Here is an 18085-nt window from a genome sequence, read left to right on the forward strand (position 1 = left end):
GAGCGATCAACACCGCAAACGAATGCTGCCTCACGGATAAGTTGCGGCAGTAAAACTGCGCCGCCGAAACCGACCTCCACGGCACGATCTGCCGTGACCAGTTGCATTGATCGAGAGCGTAGCCGTTGAGCCGGGCATTGCCCCGGTTCATTCCGGCCCGGACCAGCCAGCCGCCGACTCCGGTCGGCCAGGATAGTTGTTTCGCTATAAATCGTGGCGCCATCCGATCCCACCCGTATTGCCATAAGGCGCTCGTTGGTGGGCAACTCGCCCCCGTCGGATCAGCCGCCTCTATTGGACCTCATTATCCGATGACAATCCCAAGAGTATCAAGTCATGCGTGGAGTGGTGCCAAGTTTTTGCCCGATGACGCCATCATCTTCGCCCCCCGGAAGATGGAAGACAGCAACAGTCGGGCCCGTGCTTTCCTTCCTGGGGTGGCGCGGGCCGCCGTCGCCTAGCCTTTGCACGAGCCGGTTATGACGGACGCGAATTTGTTGCTGCTGCGAGCCACACCTACCATTTGGCGGAGCTCTTCGCATATCTCTCTCGCGTCTTGGCGCGAAATCTCGGAGAGATAGCGCAGGATTATAGCCTCTTCAGTCAAGGCCTCCTGAATGTGATTCAGTTCCGCCAGCTTCCGATCAATAGAGCTCATCTATGCACCATGCGCCTAGAAGCGGTGGCGCGCAAACGCTGGTTCGATACTGAAAAATGAAGGCTGCCCAGTTTTTCCTGCCTCCTGATCCAGTTCGAGCGGCTCACGGTCCGGTTGCTCGTGCCCCATGACCTGGCGGAAGTCACGCCGGTCGACCCGCTGGCCGCAGATGGGGCGCGCATAGAAATGCTCCCAGTCAGGTCGTGTGGCTTGCCGGGGATGGGCGGTCCGAGGTCGGCTAATCTGGTCATGCCCGACCGAACCCGTCGCAGCGGCAAAGACTTCCGGTGCCTGTTGCCCGATCGCCCGCTTGCATTTTTTGTACCATATATTCGCGGCTTCCATTAGCATCCTCTCATGGCAACTCTGCGGTACGGCGTAAGGCGAGAACCGGATGGGACGTGGACGGTGTTCGACGTGTTCACCGGGCTGCCGGCTATTGTAGCGGGCCACCCATCTGTCGACCTTCCCGACATGGAGTATGCCGAAGAGCTGGTCGCCATCCTGAATGCCAACGACCTGAAGCAGAGGCTATCTCACGGGAGGTTCCCCGGAGGGTTTGCCTGACCGAAGTGGCATTAGCCCCCGTCGTGTTGCCCATCCAGGATGGTTCGCCCGATCCGAACAAGCAATTGTTATTGATCTACCGGCTACGACGGTCTTAAGTCGACTTGCCATTGCTTTTCGTAGGAGGACGTGATGGGCAACGTGGTGCCAATCTGGAAGGCCGCGCCTTGCGTGCAAGTGGTCGGAGCCAGTGGCGAATGGGTCGTCCGCATCTTTGAAACTGACCAGGAGATTACACGCTCATTCGCCCTGGAATCGTTCGCGCTGTCCTTCGCGGAAGGCCAGCGGATACGCCTGCATCTCGACAAGGTTGAGCGGCTTTAGCTGACTTCGATCAGTGGGTTTTTTGTTTGACGTGTGGTAGGGGCCGGCGATGAGGCTGTCGCATGGCAATGTGCCTCGCCATTGAGTAAAACTCGTACAACTTTTCATTGCAGCGAGGGCGTCGGCCGGCTTATTAATGAGGCGTTTACCATTGCCTTTTTGGGAGGACGCGATGGTTGCAACGTCCATAGATATCGCTCAAGCGGCCACTGCGACTACGGCCACCTTGCTGAGGTGGCAGAAGTCCATGGAGCAACGCGCCACGTTTCGCCAGAACATGGGAATCGCGCAGGGCGATCCAAGCCACGATGCACAATCCAGCGCCAATGCGGATTCCACCTTGAAAGATCGATTTTCCCCCATCTTATAAATCCATTAATTGTCCCGTTGGGCGGTGGAGGCAATTGCGATGGGCGGAGTTCAAAACACCAAAACTCAGACAGTGGTTGAGGTGGTCGAAGCCTGCGGAGAATGGTTCGTCCGCGTGGTAGAGAAGGGCAAGGAAGACAGCCGATCATTCGGGCTCGAATCCTATGCCCTGGCCTTTGCGGTCGCGTCCACTGGATGAACTGTGCCTTCTGGCCGGTGATACGAGCCTTTGAGCTAGGGCTGTGTCTGGTGAGGCCACTGCGACTAACCGGGATCGAGGGCCAACGAACAGCTTGCCTGCCCCCCCAGCATTTGGACTTAGGTCTGATTCCTTCACGTAAATGGCCGAGCCGCGAAACATTTCTCCTTCCACTTTGTTGCAGTGGCCGTGCCGCTGAGGAGAACATGCACAGTGCCTCTATCAAATGAACTGCGCGACGTACCTATAGAATTCCAATGCCCCTCCTGTTCGTGCCCAATGGTGAGAAGGGGATCCTGGCTGAAAACGATTGCCGGTTTCAACTGCGATAGCTGCAGGTCCAGAGTGCGGATCGGCTACGAAGAGAAGCTGGCCATATTCGACCGGCACCTTAGAAAGGTGAGCGCCAGCACAAATTCAGTGAACAACCGCCCTTGTTAACGGCCGCTTTAGAGATCGGGTTGCAGAGGAGGGTACACGGGCTTTTCTCCTTATCCTTTTTTCTCCCTGCGGCGCCACTGTCTATTATCGGTGGCGAGGCTGCTATCACCTTCTGAGCGGGCTAGCGATGGAGTGCCTTCGACTGTGAAGATGATTCCGGCGTCTTCAAACGCTTTGCGGACGGCCGCGATGTTGTGGGGACGCGGTCTCCTGAAGCCGTTCTCAAGATCGCTGATCACCATCTCGCTAAGATTGGCCTTTGCGGCAAGTCGCACACGCGGCCAGTTCAGTAGGGCTCGTGCTGCTCTGGATTGATCTGCTGAGAGTACGGTTCGACTGTCCATAGACAGTCGAACATTCAATATCGCTAAAATGTTCCTCTTGACCTTCTGCGATTTCTAACGGCGTGAGGCCGGCCTCTCGGGTAACGCGGCGGGGTTTTCCAATAACTTTGCGGAACGCTGATCGTCACGCCGCAACGTCTTCTTTTTCGGCTTGGTCTTCTCAACCAGATCTGGCCTTTTCGCTATCAGGTAGTCAGCCCTGTTCGTTCGATAGTCTTCTTTGTGGATGGACATTGCTACAATCTCCATTTTGGAGATCAACGCGGCTGGAAGCCGACACGTTCCCAAAAATCGCTTGTTCAAGGCCGAGCCGAACTGCACACGGATGCCAAAATGTGAAAAGGGCGCGGTTCATGACGCGCCCTTTTATTTGAATAGGTTCAACTGTCGTGGCCTACGAGTCTTGCCGACCATACCAGTCGTCGACGTCTCGCCGCACGCGATCCTTCTCAATGCCGTAGCGTTCCTGGATCGTCCCTTCGAGCTGATCGCGGTTGCCGGCTATGCGGTCGAGATCATCATCAGTGAGCTTGCCCCATTGCTCCTTGACCTTACCTTTGAATTGCTTCCAATTTCCTTCGACACGGTTCCAGTCCATGATGGCGATCTCCTTTCTTCGTCCTTTCGAATAACGGTCGTAGTGGCCGTCAGGTTCCGCTGCAGGTAAGCGCGCTTGCTGGTGAATGGAACCTAATGCCCGTCGACCGCTTGTGTGCGCCGGCCTTTTCCGTTTTGGGAACACAGCCGGCCTTTTGCCGTTGGGTCCTATGGAACGGCTTCGCAAGGAAATGCACGTGCTCGCCGATCCGGGCATCTGGGTCGGCGTTGGCGGCTGTGTTCATCCCTTATGGGGTCGGTGTCGCACTGCTTCTGCGGGTAGCCGGGTTGACGGACCGGCTAGCGCTGCTCTGGCGTCAAGATGAGCGGATTCCCATAGCGGACTCCAATAGAAGCGTCGCAACGCTGATGTCGGGGTGGCCGTATCGCTCTCTTTGCTGTTCGAGGGAACAGCTTCGCAAGCTCGCCTATAGGGCTAACTGCGTGGTTGCTAATGTGCATGTATCTTACGGGACTTCAATTCCCCGCCGGTGCGGTTCCCCCACTCCTAAAGCAGTCACCGCGCCGGCCGTTTCTACGGCTGGGCAGGGTCAACGATCACATCTTGCGCCTCAGTCGCAGTCACTCAACCGTATTGCCGACTAGGAACGATGCTGCGACCAGGTCGTTGCCAGCAATTTGGCCGCGGCCGTCATCGATTGTGGCTGCAACCTTTCGGACGGTTGTTACCTCGGCACCAACAAGACGTGCTGCCTGCATTCTTGCTTGGAGATCAGCCAAGCGGGCAACCAGGGCTTGCGTCCTCTCGAGTTCAGGGTTCGTCATGTTCATTGTCCAGCTGAGTGGCAATTTGAATTGTCCGGCTGAGTAGCGTTTGAATGCACACACTCGCCACCCAAGGGTGGCGAGTGTGGGTTCGTTCGAAATCTCAGTCGTAGACCTTGACAATCTTGCGGGTGCCCGGATCGACCAGGACCGTGCGGTTGTCGACCACCACGTAACGGTATTTGACGTTCGGGACCTCGTGGATCTCCACAGTTTCCGGCAGAGCTGTCCCGACGTTCAATTCCACGCCGGGAAGGTTCACCGAAGCCAAGGGCTGCTTCTTGACATACTCACGGATGACCGTGTCCTGTTCCGGCTGGATGATAATGTCGTCAGCGGCGGCGGAGCCGATCCCCGCCAAGAGCAACATGGCTGCGGCGGTGTTCACAATGTGCATCTTCATATATTCTCTCCTGCAAGGACCGGCACACGACGATCATCGTCCCGCACTGCCCGGCAACCAACTTTGAACCGGGGTAATCGTTCCGCCTACGCACCTTTGTCTAATCCGTTTGGTCTAAAGTCCGACCGTACAACGCAATGGTCTTACCTTTGGACTAGGCGGAACGGATTAGGGCTTCAGCCTGTTGGTTCTCCACAACGGGAGAGAACAAATGGATCAAAGTGTTGGCCAGGCGCGATGGTTGCTCGCACCGATTTTTGCAACAGCCGTTACCTTTCTGGTAATGGCGGTCATCCTTAGCTGACATGTCTTGGATCGGCGCAGCCAGGTCCCTTCCTGCGCTGATAGGATTCGCGAGTTGCTTGATCGGCTGGCGAATCCTCTATTTTACCGTGCGCTGGGCCTGCTCCTTCAGCAGGCGCGGCGCTTCGTTCAGCTCATTTAACTTGGGAGGTTTACTATGGATCGGCGATCCTTTTTGACAGCGATATTTGGCGTTGCAGGGGCAGCAGCCTTTGCAAGCGCGGTCCGGCCTATCAACGCATTGGCCGGTGTTCCAGCGGCAAAAAGCGGCATTCTCGAAGAACTCGACGCGCCAGACGCCTTCGACAACGAAGGTACTCACGCGGAAGTGGAGCCGGTCAACCATCGGCGCTACTACGACCAAGATTACGACCCAGACTACGACCCAGATTACTACCACCGGCGCCGCCGCCGCCGGCGCGGCTGGAGAAGAGTCTGCCGTAGTTACTGGCGACACGGGCGCCGTCGGGTCCGGTGCTATCGCCGACGTGGTCCTTCGGTCGTCTTGCGATTTTAGCTAGTTGGCTGCTTCTGCTCATGGCCCGTTCCGGCTGACGTGCTGAGAACGGGCCGGTACGATTCCTTTTTCGTGGCAAACGCAATCCATCTGTCCAAGGGCACTCATCAGCAGGGCCGATGGACCTGACTTACAGCTTGGTGGTGTCGCTGTGGTGCGCCAGGAGCGGTCTGACGATCCCTCTTGTGCAGCGAAAGGTTTTCGGAAGGTTGATTCTCCGTTAGGCCACGGGGCCAAGCGCAGCCCAGGAGCATCCCGCAAACGATGAGCAACGGCCGGGTAGGCCCGGCGACCTCCTTTTGACATACGGGGAAACCGAAGGGCGCCAGCCTCGCCGGCGCTGCTTTGAGGGAGACGACGCCGGACTGCTACGGTTTGTAACGCAACGCTACGAGGATGAGACGAGAGGGACCAGCACGACAGGGACTAGCTCTCGTCGCGACACGTTGACAGGATTGACGGCATCGAACGGCAAGGGCAGGGACACCATCAAGCGAATTTAAAAACCGGTGCCTTAGCCGAGGGGTGGATAGTCGCTGATAACATCAGGGTATACCCCTAGGCCCTTATCCGGCGCGGTCCAGCATAACATTTGGGCCCGGCATCGCCCGTTGTGACATGATGGGGCCGAAGCCTAAACCTCGATGTGACAATGGCGATAAGATGATAGCTACGTTCGGCCTTACGCGAACGTCACTATGCGCGCATCATGTCGGCCATAAGGAACTTCGCCTCTGTCCGGCAGCAGTTAGAGCAGAACAATGCAGTAGGGAAGTCTGCGCAGGTCATCGCCCTTAACGCCGTCTGACTGACCTGATGCTTGAGAAGTGCGAGCAATCAAGTCGCTACCACCGTGCTGCCCTGATCGCCGGGTCGCAGTGCCACCGACGGGAACTGTAGCTTCTTTAGACCTCAGATAGGTTTTCCCGGTATTTGTCGGGAAAAGGAGCCGAAGTGATGACCGACATCTGGCATTCACTCCTCGCCAATCTTGCGCTGGTCTCGATCCTCGTGGTCGCCTGGGATCTTGTCGCGGATTTCACCGGGCGCCTGTCGAAGCGGACGCAATCCCTGATTCTCGGCGTGGTGATGTGCGCGGGCGCAATCATTTCGATGGCGAACGCGCTGTCCATATCCGGCTTCGTCGTCGATCTGCGCGCCGCCTTCATTGCTGCGGCCGCGTTCTTCGGCGGATGGCCGGCAATGCTCATCGCTACGGCCGGCTCCATTGCCTATCGCGCCCATCTCGGCGGGCAGGGTGCAGGTGCTGGGGTCATGGGTATCCTCATCACCGCAGTCGTCGGCATTGCGTGGCACCACATCGTAGCGGCCCGATCGCGCACCATGTACGACATATTCGGTCTGGGCCTAACGGTCGCTCTCGCCGGGCTGATCACGCTCCTGGTAATCCCCGCGCAAGCCACCGGCCTAGTGCAGCAGAGCACGTTTCCGTCCCTGGTGTTCCGCTTCCTCGGCACATTCATCATCGGCGTTTTGCTCGACCGGCAGCAGCGCCGGCGGGAGCTCTTGATGTCCAACATGATCTACCGGGCCATGGTCCGCGAACTGCCGGATTGCCTGAACATAAAAGATGTGGACGGCCGCTTCATCGCCGCCAACCCCGCCACCGCCGAAATGGTGCGTGCCGCATCGGTCGACGATTTGATCGGCAAGACGGATTACGATTTCTATCCCAGGGAGGTGGCCGAGCGCTTCCGGCAAGATGAGATGGGCGCACTGGAGGCCGGGCAGACGTTGCGGATCGACCAGCCGGCGCTTTTCCCGGACGGCCGGCAAGGTTGGCTCTACACGCTCAAGGCCCCCTTCCGCGACGAGTCGGGCAACATCGTTGGCGTCATCACCTACAATCGCGACATCACCGATCAGAAACGCACCGCCCAGCTCAAGAACGATTTCATTTCCACGGTCAGCCACGAATTGCGCACCCCGTTGACCTCCATCCGCGGCTCGCTTGGCCTGATCGCGGCCGGTGTTGCCGGCGAACTGCCGCCGAAGGCCGCGAATCTCGTCAACATCGCCCACACCAATAGCGAAAGGCTGGTTCTTCTCATCAACGACATTCTGGATATCGAGAAGATCGAATCGGGCGTGATCACCTTCAAGATCAAGCAGATGTCTGTCCGTCAGGTGCTAGAGCAGGCCATTGCCGCCAGCTCCAACTACATGGCTGACAGCCGGATCAAGATCGTTCTGATCGACGATGCCCCACGCGCTGAGGCCAACATCGATCCGGATCGCCTGCATCAGGTGATGGCGAACCTTCTGTCGAACGCGATCAAGTTCTCGCATGCTGATGGCACCGTCACGGTGAAATTCCAGCGTCGTGACGGCGACATGCTGCGTATTTCCGTCATGGATCAGGGCACTGGCATCCCGGAGGCTTTCCGCGGCCGTATATTCGGAAAATTCGAGCAGGCGGACGCTTCCAGCACCCGTAAGATAGGCGGCACCGGCCTGGGGTTGAGCATCGTCAAGGCCATTACCGAAAAACTGGGCGGAGCCATATCCTTCGAAACCGAGGAAGGCAAGGGAACCTCGTTCCACCTCGACCTTGCAGAAGCACGCAGGCACCACCCAAGGCCGTATCCGCCACCGCACCTGACGCGGAAGCCCGATGGCCGCCTACGGGTTCTGATCTGTGAAGACGAATCCGACGTCGCCGCCGTGATTGCGGCACTCTTGGATGCGGAGGGCTTTTCCAGCGACATCGCACCCGATATCGCGACGGCAACGGCCCTTCTGAGGTCCCGCGAATACGTGGCCTTGACCCTCGACATCAAGCTGGCGGGGGAATCCGGTATCAAGCTCTTCCACGACATTAGGGCATCGCCGGTCAATTCCGACATTGCGGTCATCGTCATCTCCGCCGTTGCCGATGAGGCCAGGGGATCGCTGAACGGCAGCGCCGTCGGTATTGTCGACTGGCTGGAGAAGCCGGTGGATTCAAAGCGGCTTCACGCCGCCCTTGTCAAGATCCTTGCAGGCAGGACCGAGCAGAGGCCTAAGATTCTGCATGTCGAGGACGACGAGGGCGTGCTTGCGGTGATGTCGGTGGGGTTGGGTTCGGGTGTCTCGATCACTTCTGCGAAGACGCTCAAGGACGCCCGGGAGGCGATCGCGCAGCATCGCTTCGACCTGGTGATCCTGGATATAGCACTCCCCGACGGATCGGGGTTGGACCTGCTGACCGATCTGCCTCTTGAGACTGGAGTCATCGTGTTTTCGGCGGCGGAGCTAGACCAGAAACTGGGGGATCGCGTGCAGGCCATCATGACCAAGACCAGGGCGTCGGAAATCGATGTGGCAAAGCTGGTCAGGAGCATGTTGGTTTCGTCCCGCACCCAACCTGTCGCGCACGCCAAGGAGTGACGCTCATGCCCGCAAGGATTCTCTATGTGGATGACGAGGACGATATCCGCGAAATCGCCCAGATGTCGCTGGAACTCGAGCCGGAGTTCGAGGTGCTGTCCTGCCCGTCCGGCGTGCAGGCGCTCGCCGATGCCGCCGAATGGCGACCCGACCTTATTCTACTCGATGTAATGATGCCGGACATGGACGGACCAGAGACGCTGCGGCGCCTTGCCGGATCTGGGGCGACGGCTTCGATACCCGTGGTGTTCATCACCGCGCGCACCCAGATCCATGAGGTCGAACGCTATCTGGCGATGGGGGCGGTAGGAGTCATCGCGAAGCCGTTCGACCCCCTGGCGCTTGCCGGTGAAGTCAAAAGATTGCTTCGACCGCGCGCCTGAGCCGACGTTTGGCTTGGCACCGAGCGCAGTCTGGCTGCAGACTGAGCGCCGCCGTTCACGGCTCCTATACCATGTCTCCTTATTCATCTACTGATTTTGACGAGGTGCAGGCGTAGCGAATCAGGTGGTCTATAATCGCCTGGCATCGGCGGACGGCGATGAGAGTTGAGAACAGTATTTCTCTGATGAGCCGCATTGGCGGATGTGGTTCATGGATTGATCACTCCGGGGGGCGACGGAACCGGAGCAAGGCTGTTGAACGGAGAGAAGGCAAGAGTTCTGATTTGCGATGACGATCCCCTCTTGATCGAACTGATGGAATTCAGGCTCAGGGCAAAGGGATACGAGGTCATCAAAGCAGTAGACGGGGCGGAAGCGCTCTTGAAGGCGGAGCATGAGGCGCCCGATATAATCGTGCTCGACGCGATGATGCCTAAGGCCGACGGCCTGGAGGTTCTTGCCCGCATAAGGAGCCACCCGGCTTTGTCGGCAATCCCGGTGGTCATGCTGACCGCCCGCAAGGGCGAAAAAGACATCGTCTCGGCCCTTGAGAAGGGGGCCGACGACTACCTAGTGAAACCCTTCATTCCCGAGGAACTCCTGGCCCGGCTTGCGCGTCTATTGGCGCGGAAGAGCGGGAAGCGCTGATGAGGCGCGGCCGGTGCGCCATGGTTGCAGCATGCGTCTTCCTGGCGGTTGCGGCAGCGCCCGCCGCGACGCTGGCCCAGACGGTCGAGGAACTGTACGCCTCCGGCGTCAAGGCCAGACAGGCCCAGCATTTCGACGAGGCGGCGCAGCTGCTTAGGCGTGCGCTGGCGCTCAAGCCGGACAATGCCGACGCCCTGGTGCAACTTGGCTTCACCGAACTTGGCCGCAACAATCTGCCAGCGGCGCGTGAAGCGTTTTCCAAGGCGCTTGCGATTGCGCCGGAATATCTGGATGCCAGCTTCGGCATGGCTCAGGTCGAGTTCCGGTCGGGCAATCTGGACGCTGCCCTGCCGCTGGCCGAAAAAGTCTCGCGTGCCCAGCCCGACAACGCCGATGCTAGTACGCTTGTCGCCAGCATCCACAAGGCCCAGCAAGCCGGCAGCAGCAAAGCGAAGCCTGCAACCGCGAGGAAGGGGCTGCGTCCGCCGCGGCCGGATCCCGTCGCCGGCCTGATGGAGAAGGGCCAGAGATTGCGGGCGGCGGGACAATTGCCTAAGGCGCAGAACGCCTATCGCCGAGCGCTACTGCTGGCGCCGAAAAATACCGACATCCTGGTCGCCATGGGTCTCGTGGCTGGATCCCAACAGAAATTTGACGAAGCCGGGAATTTTTTCGACCGGGCGCTGGCCATCAGGCCCGGACTTCTCGACGCCCGTTTAGGCAAGGTCCGTCTGGCGATCTGGCAGAACGACGTGCCGCGAGCCCGTACAATGATCGGTGATGTGCTTGGCGCTGAACGTGACAATACCGAACTGATCGCTCTCGATGCGCGGATTTCCATGCTGGAGCAGGATTACACGCGGGCCGAGCAATCGTTTCTGCGGGTGTTGGCGGTCGATCCGCGCAACGCTGAGGCGCTTGTGGGGATCGGCGATCTGCGCAGAGCGCGTGGCGACGATGCTGGCGCGCGAGACGCCTACCGCCAGGCGCTTGCCCTCGAACCCGGCTCGCGCGATGTCGAGCAGAGGCTCGCCGCGCCGCCGCCACGCAAATGGCGGCTCGATCTGGGCAGCGAAGTGAGCGATCTCACCGAGGGGCTTGGTGGCTGGACCGACAGTTCGGCTAGCCTAGCATATCGGCTCAGCGCGCAAACGACAATTTCGGGCCGCACCCGGGTGGCGACCCGCTTCGGCCACACCGACTTCCAGATCGAGGGCCGCATCGACCAGGCTTTCTCGCCCACTGTTTCAGCGCATGCGCTGGTGGCTGCGACGCCGGATGCCGATTCCCTCGCGCGCTACTCGATCGGAGCCGGCGCTTCATGGCAGATCCTCGCGCCCGCCAAAGCGTTCGGTCCGTTCTCGCTCAACATCGATACCCGTTATGACAATTTTGCCAACACCGAGATCACCACCATCTCGCCTTGGGTGCAGGCCTATGTCCTGGATGGCCGGCTCGGGCTTGCGGCGCGATGGGTGCACGCGGCCGACGATATCGGCACGCGCGCCGACGGTTATGTCCTGCGAGTCGATCTTGCAGTCACCCCTAGCGTCAATGTTTTTGGTGGTTTTGGGGATGCCCCCGAGATCTCCGACGGCACGCTGGTGCCTACGCGTACCGTCTTTGGGGGCATCTCCTGGGACGTTTCCGACCCGCTGACGCTGCGCAGTAGCTTCGCCCATGAGCAGCGCCCGACATTCGATCTAACCACATTCGGGCTCGGCCTGACTGCGCGGTTCTGATCATGTTGTACGTCTGGTACCTGTCCATCCTGCTCAGTGCCCTTTCCCTGGTGATCATGCTTCTGCTGATCGGGCGCCGGGTGCTGCACGAGCGCCGGGGGACGGCGGGCGCCGATCAGCGGCGCCTTCTTCTAACGGCGCTGATCGCCTTCACCGAAAATCGCGATCGCGAGGCATTGAAGACGGCGCTGCTTGCGGTGCCGGCAAGGGTGGCGATCGATGCCGGCTTCGAGTTTATCTCGCTGCTGCGCGGCGAGGAGCACGACGAGCTGCTTTCAGCCTTCAACGAATGTGGCTTGCCGACCCTTGTCGGCACCCAGCTTGAAAAGGGCAACGGCGCCGAACGCATCCACGCGGCCGAGATGCTGGCCGCGCTGCGTTCGGAGGACGCGGTGGCAAACCTGCTTTCGGCGCTCGATCGCGACCGCTCGCGCGAGGTCAGGATCGCCGTCGCCATTGCGCTGTGCGATATCGGCGCCCTGCCGCCGCTGGTCATAACGCTACGCAAGATCGGCGTGGCGGGGCAGCGCTCACGGCGCGTGATCGAGCTTTTCAGGCGCTTTCCGTCAAAGCGGTTCGACGAGCTTGAGGATTACGGCAGCCGTGAGGACGCGGTGCCTTTTATCAGGGCGGCGGCAATCGATGCGCTTGCTCGCAACGGCGGCTTCCGGTTTGGTGAGTTCTTTGCTCGCGCGGCTGGCGATCCGTCACCGGAGGTCGCCGCAGCCGCATTGCGGGCACTCGGCCTGACGGGACATGCCAATGCGCCGGCCATCCTGGCCAAGGCGATGGAAAATGGCGGCTGGGATGTGCGTGCCGACGCTGCCGATGCAGCGGGCCGCCTCGGCCTGTTTGAACTCGCCGCGCCGCTCGCTCAGCTGATGGACGACGAGGCATGGACCGTGCGTTATGCCGCCGCTAACGCATTGCGCTCGCTCGGCCAGCAGGGAGAACAGGTGCTGCGCGAGATCGCCGCCAGCGAGGTCTCGCGCCGCCAGCGCACGGCCTCACTGATCCTTGCCGAGGGGCCGGCCGCGTGATGTTCGACTGGAGCCAAGAGATCGTCCTGGGTGCCTCCATCCTGTCCTGGTTCATCATTGGGGCAGGGCTGGCGCAGACGGCGGTATACCTCCTGCAACTCATCATTGCCGCCTACGCGCTGTCCAAGCGCCCGCCGGTCGCGCGATCCGCCCTGCTGTGGCACCGTTACGGCGACGTCGCGCCGCCGATCGCGCTGCTGGTGCCTGCCTACAATGAGGAAGTTAACGTAGTCGAGAGCGTGCACTCGATGCTGGCGCTCGAATATCCGAATTTCGAGGTGATCGTCATCAATGACGGCTCGAAGGATCAGACTCTGCAGCGCCTTATCGAAGGCTTCAAGCTGGTGAAATTCCACCGGCCTTATGAGGACGCCCTGGCGCACAAGCCGGTTCGCGGGCTCTATTCCTCGTTGATTACCGAACGGCTGTTCGTGGTCGACAAGGAAAATGGCGGCAAGGCCGATGCCCAGAATGCCGGTATCAATGTCTGCCGCGCGCCGCTGTTTTGCGTGATCGACGGCGATTCCATCCTCGAGCCCGATGCGTTGATGCGTGCCGCGCAGCCCTTCATCGACGATCCAGAGCGCACCATCGCCGTGGGCGGCACGATTCGGATTGCCAACGGCTCCAGGATCGAAGGTGGCAGGGTGCGCGAGGTCCGGCTGCCGCGCCGGCTATTGCCGCTGCTGCAGGTGGTCGAATATTTGCGGGCCTTTCTCATGGCGCGGCTTGCGTGGAGCCGCATCAACTCGCTGATGCTGGTGTCCGGCGCCTTTGGTCTGTTTCGCCGCACGGAAGTTGTGGCGGTTGCCGGCTTCACCAGTGGGTCGATGGGTGAAGATTTGGACCTCGTGATCAAGCTGCATCGCCACATGCTGGACACCAAGCGAAGATACAGCATCCAGTTCATTCCTGAGCCGGTGTGCTGGACCGAAGCGCCGGAGTCACTTCGCGTTCTGGCAAGGCAGCGTACGCGCTGGCAGCGCGGTGCGCTCGAATGCTTCTTCCGTTACCGCTCCATGCTCTTCAACCCCCGCTATGGGCGCGTTGGCTTCCTTGGGTTTGGCCACATACTGATTGTCGATGTGCTGGGGCCGATATCGGAGGTGCTGGGCTATGTGCTGATCCCGACCTTCTGGCTGCTCGGCATCCTTTCGACCGAATATCTCTTGGCATTCACGTCGCTGGTTTTCACCTACGGGGTTTGCGTGAGCGTGTGTTCGCTGGTCCTCGAAGAGGCCGAGCTTCAACGTTTTCCGCGCGCGCGGGACCTCGCCTTGCTCACGGCCGTGGCTGTGATCGAGAATTTCGGCTACCGCCAGCTCAACAATCTCTGGCGCGTGAAGGGATGGTGGCAATATCTGCGCGCCGACCAAAGCTGGGGCGAGATGACTAGGACCGGCCTGACTGGGCCGAAGAAGTGAGCCAGCCAGTTGGCTCACCGCAGCGTCCGCTCGATTTCAGTGATAAGCGCATCGAGCGCCGTGTGCGCGGCCCCGTCATCCGCCTGCCCAATCAGCAATGTTTCCAGCGCCGATGCCCGCACGCTTATCTCCGCAAACCCGAACGTTCCCGCGGCTCCGGCGAGCGAGTGCGCGGTCCCGATCAGCGTGTCGCTGGACACTGGCAAAAGGCCTGTTTGACGCGCCGCCTTCAACTCCGCTAGTTGAGCGGCGCACCGGGCCAGGAAACGTTCCCGTAGGAGGGCGAAGGGATCTTCCAAAATGGGAGGCGCTCCACGGCCAGGTTTCAGAGGTATTCAAGCAGAAAATTCGGTGGAGTGAAACGAAAGTGCGGACTAGAGTGGGCCGTGCCCCAACAAACGGCAGCTTCGCGCCTCATTCCGGCCGTTGACTACGGATCATCGATTGCCCGAAACCGGACGTTGACCTCTGTCTAACCAGGGAAGGTGGCGGACGTTTTCCGCAAACAGCAGTTGTCGCCGTATCGCGAACTCCTATAGCGACAAGCCTTTCCTTCGGTCGCCTTCCGGTTCAGCAGCGGCAAAACGATCAATCCTTCCGTACCCACCTCAAGTCGAATGCAGCGCGCCTCAAGTTGCCATAGCAGCGCCCGAACCTGGGAGGTTGCAATTCTCAACAAGGGGTATTATCTAGTGCGCTAGATACTAGTTAACCAGTGAATTCTGTCTCTGCAGGCCACGGTATGGCACCTCGAAAAAGCGCGTCACATCAGGTTCGAATGCAAATCTCGTTCGCCGTCTATGGGGCGGCGGGCCGGATGGCACGCATGCACAAGCCGTTCCTCGATCCGCTGGGCCTGACCTTTCCCCAGTACCTTGTGATGCTGGAGCTCTATGCGTCCGCACCTCGGTCCGTAGGTGATCTTGGAAACTCTTTGGGCATGGACACCGGCACGATCACCCCATTGCTCAAGCGGCTCGATACCTGCGGGATGGTGACGCGAATGCGCGATCCCGAGGACGAACGCCGGGTCCTTGTCGATCTCACACCTGCCGCTCACAGCATCAAGGACGAGGTCTGGACCATCTCCGGCAAGATCAAGAGTGCCTGTCAAATGTCCGAGGACGAGATCATTGCGCTGCGAGACACTCTTCATGACTTCGCTCACCCTGCTAAAATTTGAAAACCAAAGGATGTAAAATGAAAATCGGAATCATTGGGGCCGGCAACATCGGCTCGCTGGTTGCAAAGAAGCTGGACGCCGCTGGCCACCAGGTGAAACTGGCGAACTCGCGTGGACCCGAAAGTCTTGCGGACACAGTTGCCGGCACCGGCATCCAGGCCGTTGAGAGAGAGGAGGCAGTGCTGGATGCCGATGTGGTCATCCTGTCAGTGCCCTTTGCCAAGAACCCAGACCTGGCAACGATTCTTGCCGGCGCCCCTGCTGGCGCAATCGTGGTGGACACCTCCAATTACTATCCAACCCGTGACAGCAAAATCTTCGAGGCTGATAGCGGCAAGCCGGAGACCGTTTGGGTCAGCGAGCAGGTGGGGCGCCCCCTTGTTAAGGCTTGGAACGCGCTGCTAGCGCAGACATTGGCAGAGGCCGGTTTGGAGGCCGGTGCTCCAGGTCGCATTGCCATCCCCATTTCGGGTGACGACGCCGCGGCCAAAGCACTTGTATCCGATCTCGTCAGCGTCACTGGCTTCGATACGGTGGATGCGGGTACTCTTGAGGAGTCCTGGCGACTGCAGCCGGGCACTCCCGCCTATTGCACTGAGTTGACCGCCCACGAACTCAAGGCTGCGCTCACCGCCGCTGACAGGAAACGCGCTCCTTCGAACCGCGACGCCATCATGGCATCGTTCTCCAAGCCGGATGCAGAGTTCACCCGAGCTGCCGCAGTAGCAACCAATCGGTCTCTCTCTGCCTGATTTAGCTTGCGGCCGCCCGCGATAAGCGGCGGCACGCGGCCTTCGGCCGAATGCGCTCCATTCGCCGCCAAATTCTCGCGCTCGGCCTGTGGCCACGTTTTTTTTTCGTCTGAGCTGACCATCAGGCGCGCCGCACACGCCGAAATTTCCTTCGATCAGCCGCGCTCAACCGCAGCCTCGAGCAGCATCTTGGCCGCATCGCGCGTTGCAAGAGGTTCAATGCCCCCCCTCATGGCTTGTGCGTTCACGAGCGAGCCCTGGATGAGCGCTAGGATCTGAACGACCACGCTCTCTTGATTTTTTAACTTCAAGGGCTGGATGAGCGACACGACAAACTCATGTAAGTCGTGGAAATATGCTGCGAGCGTTGCCTGCACCTCTGGGGTTTCCGCGTCCGGTCCGAACTCGGCCAGCCCTCGAACGAAAGGACAGCCGCGAAAAGTAGGCGCCTGGAAGGACTCATTCAGTGCGTCGAATATGGCCAGCACGCGATTCAGCGGCACCGGTCCGGCCTGTTCGGTCGCAGTCGCCAGCATGTCGAACCACAGCGCGCTTTTATGGCGCAGATAGGTAGCTGCAAGATTGGCCTTTGAGGGGAAGTGCTTATAGAACGTCATCTTTGCGACGCCGCTCTCGGCGATGATGCGATCTATTCCCACCGTATGGATGCTGTTCCGGTAAAATAGTTCGGACGCTGTTTTGAGAATTCGCTCTCGCGGAGCCAAGGCGTCCAGCGGCAGCGGTTCCAGGTCGACGCACTCACTTACATCCAAAGTTTTCATTTCATACTGCCATTGCGCGTTCGCTGCAGAGACAGAATAGTCTGTCCATTTTTCGTTTGCAAGGACAGACAGGTCTGTATATACCCCGCTTTCGTCCCATCAGAGCGACAAGCGAAGGATCGAGAAATGAGCAGTAAGGTTGTAGTTGTTACCGGCGCGAGCAGCGGTTTTGGAAAGCTCACCGCCTTGGAGCTCGCCAGGCGCGGGCACGTGGTGGTCGCGACCATGCGCGACATCGAAGGCAAAAACAGCCAGATAGGCAGTGAGCTAATCAACGCCGCAAAAACCGAAGGGCATAAGCTGCAGGTCATTGAGATGGATGTGACGGACGAAGCGTCGGTCAACGCTGCAATCGACCGGGTCGTCGAGCAACACGGCAGGATTGATGCGCTAATCAACAACGCAGGCACGATGTTCGTCGGCGTGACCGAAGCCTACACGGTGCCAGACATCGAGCAGCAATTTGCGGTGAACTTTTTTGGGGCCGTAAGGACCGACCGCGCCGTGCTGCCCCATATGCGTGCTGCGGGTAGTGGCGTGCTGATCCATGTCACCTCGTTGATGGGGCGCGTCATCTTTCCGTTCTTTGGTGTCTATTCCGCAAGCAAGTTCGCGCTTGAAGCGCTTGCCGAGGCATATCGATATGAACTGTCCAGCTTCGGCGTAGACTCGGTGATCGTGGAACCCGGGCCATTTCCGAGCAATCTGCTTCCATCTAGCCCAGCGCCCTCGGACGAGCAGGTCTTGGCGGCATATGGCGAAGTTGCGCTGGTCCCAGGCCAAATCAAAAACAACTCCGATCAGGGATTTGATCCTGCGAATCCACCCCGCCCTCAGTTGGTGGCTGACGCCATCGCACGGCTAGTCGACACTACGGAAAGGCGCCCATTGCGCACCGTCGTCATGCCAGAGGGCATGGACTTCGGGGTGGAGGGACTGAATCAGGCCGTCGCTCCTATTCAAAACAACCTGCTCACTGCGCTCGGCATGTCGAACATGATCTGATAGCGGAACCGCCATTGGCGGCCGCAGTGGCGCAATCCCAAGCAAGATGGCTTCCTGGAAAGGGGGGCGCGACAAATCCGGAGCAGTTGTTTGCTATCGGGGGTTACCGCCCCTACGACACACGCCCCTCTGACCGAATGTCAGCAACGCGCTCCATTTCTGCCACGTGGTGGTGCCCCATGTCGCGGCCAATAACCACAACGTCAGCTTTCGGCGCAGGTGCGCCGA

21 protein-coding genes are annotated in these 18085 nt (G+C 59.7%); 13 read left to right on the forward strand and 8 right to left on the reverse strand.

Features of this window, described 5'->3' with window-relative positions:
• Positions 1–673: 673 nt before the first annotated feature.
• On the reverse strand, positions 674–1003 hold the full coding sequence (locus NKI32_RS04065; protein ID WP_353001963.1) for a hypothetical protein: 330 nt from the start codon (positions 1001–1003) through the stop codon (positions 674–676).
• Between the two features lie 63 nt (positions 1004–1066).
• On the opposite strand from NKI32_RS04065, the gene NKI32_RS04070 reads away from it, so the two are divergent.
• The 4 genes from NKI32_RS04070 (at position 1067) to NKI32_RS04085 (ending at position 2117) form a co-directional block, all read left to right on the forward strand.
• Positions 1067–1225, forward strand: a complete 159-nt coding sequence (locus NKI32_RS04070; protein WP_353001965.1) for a hypothetical protein — start codon at positions 1067–1069, stop codon at positions 1223–1225.
• Positions 1226–1357: 132 nt separating this feature from the next.
• On the forward strand, positions 1358–1549 hold the full coding sequence (locus NKI32_RS04075; protein ID WP_353001967.1) for a hypothetical protein: 192 nt from the start codon (positions 1358–1360) through the stop codon (positions 1547–1549).
• 172 nt (positions 1550–1721) lie between these two features.
• Positions 1722–1919 (forward strand): hypothetical protein, encoded by a 198-nt coding sequence (locus NKI32_RS04080; protein ID WP_353001969.1) that lies wholly within the window; start codon positions 1722–1724, stop codon positions 1917–1919.
• 39 nt (positions 1920–1958) lie between these two features.
• Positions 1959–2117: a hypothetical protein gene (locus tag NKI32_RS04085; protein WP_353001971.1), complete on the forward strand. Its 159-nt coding sequence runs from the start codon at positions 1959–1961 to the stop codon at positions 2115–2117.
• Between the two features lie 491 nt (positions 2118–2608).
• Here NKI32_RS04085 and NKI32_RS04090 read toward each other — a convergent pair whose 3' ends face one another.
• The 5 genes from NKI32_RS04090 to NKI32_RS04110 form a co-directional block, all read right to left on the reverse strand.
• Positions 2609–2902 carry a helix-turn-helix domain-containing protein gene (locus NKI32_RS04090; protein WP_353001973.1) on the reverse strand — a complete coding sequence of 98 codons (294 nt, stop codon included), beginning with the start codon at positions 2900–2902 and terminating at the stop codon, positions 2609–2611.
• Positions 2903–3296: 394 nt separating this feature from the next.
• Complete coding sequence (locus tag NKI32_RS04095; RefSeq protein ID WP_023673385.1) at positions 3297–3500, reverse strand: CsbD family protein; 204 nt, start codon at positions 3498–3500, stop codon at positions 3297–3299.
• Positions 3501–4081: 581 nt separating this feature from the next.
• On the reverse strand, positions 4082–4285 hold the full coding sequence (locus NKI32_RS04100; RefSeq protein ID WP_353001975.1) for a hypothetical protein: 204 nt from the start codon (positions 4283–4285) through the stop codon (positions 4082–4084).
• 103 nt (positions 4286–4388) lie between these two features.
• Entirely contained in the window at positions 4389–4688 is a 300-nt protein-coding gene (locus NKI32_RS04105; protein ID WP_023819403.1) for a DUF1236 domain-containing protein, read from the reverse strand.
• A gap of 382 nt (positions 4689–5070) precedes the next feature.
• A complete protein-coding gene (locus tag NKI32_RS04110) occupies positions 5071–5337 on the reverse strand; it encodes a hypothetical protein (RefSeq protein WP_353001977.1) in 267 nt (88 codons plus the stop codon).
• A gap of 1128 nt (positions 5338–6465) precedes the next feature.
• On the opposite strand from NKI32_RS04110, the gene NKI32_RS04115 reads away from it, so the two are divergent.
• The 6 genes from NKI32_RS04115 (at position 6466) to NKI32_RS04140 (ending at position 14135) form a co-directional block, all read left to right on the forward strand.
• Positions 6466–8898 (forward strand): hybrid sensor histidine kinase/response regulator, encoded by a 2433-nt coding sequence (locus NKI32_RS04115; RefSeq protein WP_353001979.1) that lies wholly within the window; start codon positions 6466–6468, stop codon positions 8896–8898.
• A 5-nt stretch (positions 8899–8903) separates the two neighbouring features.
• Positions 8904–9281, forward strand: coding sequence for a response regulator (locus NKI32_RS04120; RefSeq protein ID WP_353001981.1), 378 nt, complete (start codon positions 8904–8906; stop codon positions 9279–9281).
• Between the two features lie 255 nt (positions 9282–9536).
• Positions 9537–9929, forward strand: a complete 393-nt coding sequence (locus tag NKI32_RS04125) for a response regulator transcription factor (RefSeq protein WP_353001983.1) — start codon at positions 9537–9539, stop codon at positions 9927–9929.
• A complete protein-coding gene (locus NKI32_RS04130) occupies positions 9929–11671 on the forward strand; it encodes a YaiO family outer membrane beta-barrel protein (protein WP_353001985.1) in 1743 nt (580 codons plus the stop codon). Before NKI32_RS04125 ends, NKI32_RS04130 begins: the two co-directional genes overlap by 1 nt.
• A gap of 2 nt (positions 11672–11673) precedes the next feature.
• Positions 11674–12711 carry a HEAT repeat domain-containing protein gene (locus NKI32_RS04135; protein WP_353001986.1) on the forward strand — a complete coding sequence of 346 codons (1038 nt, stop codon included), beginning with the start codon at positions 11674–11676 and terminating at the stop codon, positions 12709–12711.
• The gene (locus tag NKI32_RS04140) at positions 12711–14135 is read left to right on the forward strand and encodes a glycosyltransferase family 2 protein (protein WP_353001988.1); all 1425 of its coding nucleotides are present in this window, start codon (positions 12711–12713) and stop codon (positions 14133–14135) included. Before NKI32_RS04135 ends, NKI32_RS04140 begins: the two co-directional genes overlap by 1 nt.
• 14 nt (positions 14136–14149) lie before the next feature.
• Here NKI32_RS04140 and NKI32_RS04145 read toward each other — a convergent pair whose 3' ends face one another.
• A complete protein-coding gene (locus tag NKI32_RS04145) occupies positions 14150–14434 on the reverse strand; it encodes an Hpt domain-containing protein (protein ID WP_353001990.1) in 285 nt (94 codons plus the stop codon).
• 479 nt (positions 14435–14913) lie between these two features.
• Between NKI32_RS04145 and NKI32_RS04150 the strand changes: the two genes are divergently transcribed.
• Positions 14914–15318 (forward strand): MarR family winged helix-turn-helix transcriptional regulator, encoded by a 405-nt coding sequence (locus NKI32_RS04150; RefSeq protein WP_353001992.1) that lies wholly within the window; start codon positions 14914–14916, stop codon positions 15316–15318.
• Positions 15319–15335: 17 nt separating this feature from the next.
• Positions 15336–16070, forward strand: coding sequence for an NADPH-dependent F420 reductase (locus NKI32_RS04155; RefSeq protein WP_353001994.1), 735 nt, complete (start codon positions 15336–15338; stop codon positions 16068–16070).
• 155 nt (positions 16071–16225) lie between these two features.
• On the opposite strand, the gene NKI32_RS04160 is transcribed toward NKI32_RS04155, so the two are convergent.
• Positions 16226–16852, reverse strand: coding sequence for a TetR/AcrR family transcriptional regulator (locus NKI32_RS04160; protein WP_353001996.1), 627 nt, complete (start codon positions 16850–16852; stop codon positions 16226–16228).
• Between the two features lie 126 nt (positions 16853–16978).
• Here NKI32_RS04160 and NKI32_RS04165 point away from each other — a divergent pair, with 126 nt between their 5' ends.
• Entirely contained in the window at positions 16979–17857 is an 879-nt protein-coding gene (locus NKI32_RS04165; protein WP_353001998.1) for an SDR family oxidoreductase, read from the forward strand.
• Positions 17858–18085: the final 228 nt, after the last annotated feature.

The organism is Mesorhizobium sp. M0761 (assembly GCF_040320205.1).
In the GTDB taxonomy this organism is placed as follows: Bacteria; Pseudomonadota; Alphaproteobacteria; order Rhizobiales; family Rhizobiaceae; genus Mesorhizobium.

What these genes read in the sequence shown, in the direction of transcription:
- NKI32_RS04165 (WP_353001998.1), top strand. Translation starts at nt 16,979, where the DNA reads ATGAGCAGTAAGGTTGTAGTTGTTACCGGCGCGAGCAGCGGTTTTGGA.
- NKI32_RS04120 (WP_353001981.1), top strand. Translation starts at nt 8,904, where the DNA reads ATGCCCGCAAGGATTCTCTATGTGGATGACGAGGACGATATCCGCGAA.
- NKI32_RS04135 (WP_353001986.1), top strand. Translation starts at nt 11,674, where the DNA reads ATGTTGTACGTCTGGTACCTGTCCATCCTGCTCAGTGCCCTTTCCCTG.
- NKI32_RS04075 (WP_353001967.1), top strand. Translation starts at nt 1,358, where the DNA reads ATGGGCAACGTGGTGCCAATCTGGAAGGCCGCGCCTTGCGTGCAAGTG.
- NKI32_RS04115 (WP_353001979.1), top strand. Translation starts at nt 6,466, where the DNA reads ATGACCGACATCTGGCATTCACTCCTCGCCAATCTTGCGCTGGTCTCG.
- NKI32_RS04100 (WP_353001975.1), bottom strand. Translation starts at nt 4,285, where the DNA reads ATGACGAACCCTGAACTCGAGAGGACGCAAGCCCTGGTTGCCCGCTTG.
- NKI32_RS04110 (WP_353001977.1), bottom strand. Translation starts at nt 5,337, where the DNA reads ATGGTTGACCGGCTCCACTTCCGCGTGAGTACCTTCGTTGTCGAAGGC.
- NKI32_RS04065 (WP_353001963.1), bottom strand. Translation starts at nt 1,003, where the DNA reads ATGGAAGCCGCGAATATATGGTACAAAAAATGCAAGCGGGCGATCGGG.
- NKI32_RS04130 (WP_353001985.1), top strand. Translation starts at nt 9,929, where the DNA reads ATGAGGCGCGGCCGGTGCGCCATGGTTGCAGCATGCGTCTTCCTGGCG.
- NKI32_RS04080 (WP_353001969.1), top strand. Translation starts at nt 1,722, where the DNA reads ATGGTTGCAACGTCCATAGATATCGCTCAAGCGGCCACTGCGACTACG.
- NKI32_RS04085 (WP_353001971.1), top strand. Translation starts at nt 1,959, where the DNA reads ATGGGCGGAGTTCAAAACACCAAAACTCAGACAGTGGTTGAGGTGGTC.
- NKI32_RS04160 (WP_353001996.1), bottom strand. Translation starts at nt 16,852, where the DNA reads ATGAAAACTTTGGATGTAAGTGAGTGCGTCGACCTGGAACCGCTGCCG.
- NKI32_RS04105 (WP_023819403.1), bottom strand. Translation starts at nt 4,688, where the DNA reads ATGAAGATGCACATTGTGAACACCGCCGCAGCCATGTTGCTCTTGGCG.
- NKI32_RS04095 (WP_023673385.1), bottom strand. Translation starts at nt 3,500, where the DNA reads ATGGACTGGAACCGTGTCGAAGGAAATTGGAAGCAATTCAAAGGTAAG.
- NKI32_RS04090 (WP_353001973.1), bottom strand. Translation starts at nt 2,902, where the DNA reads ATGGACAGTCGAACCGTACTCTCAGCAGATCAATCCAGAGCAGCACGA.
- NKI32_RS04155 (WP_353001994.1), top strand. Translation starts at nt 15,336, where the DNA reads ATGAAAATCGGAATCATTGGGGCCGGCAACATCGGCTCGCTGGTTGCA.
- NKI32_RS04140 (WP_353001988.1), top strand. Translation starts at nt 12,711, where the DNA reads ATGTTCGACTGGAGCCAAGAGATCGTCCTGGGTGCCTCCATCCTGTCC.
- NKI32_RS04150 (WP_353001992.1), top strand. Translation starts at nt 14,914, where the DNA reads ATGCAAATCTCGTTCGCCGTCTATGGGGCGGCGGGCCGGATGGCACGC.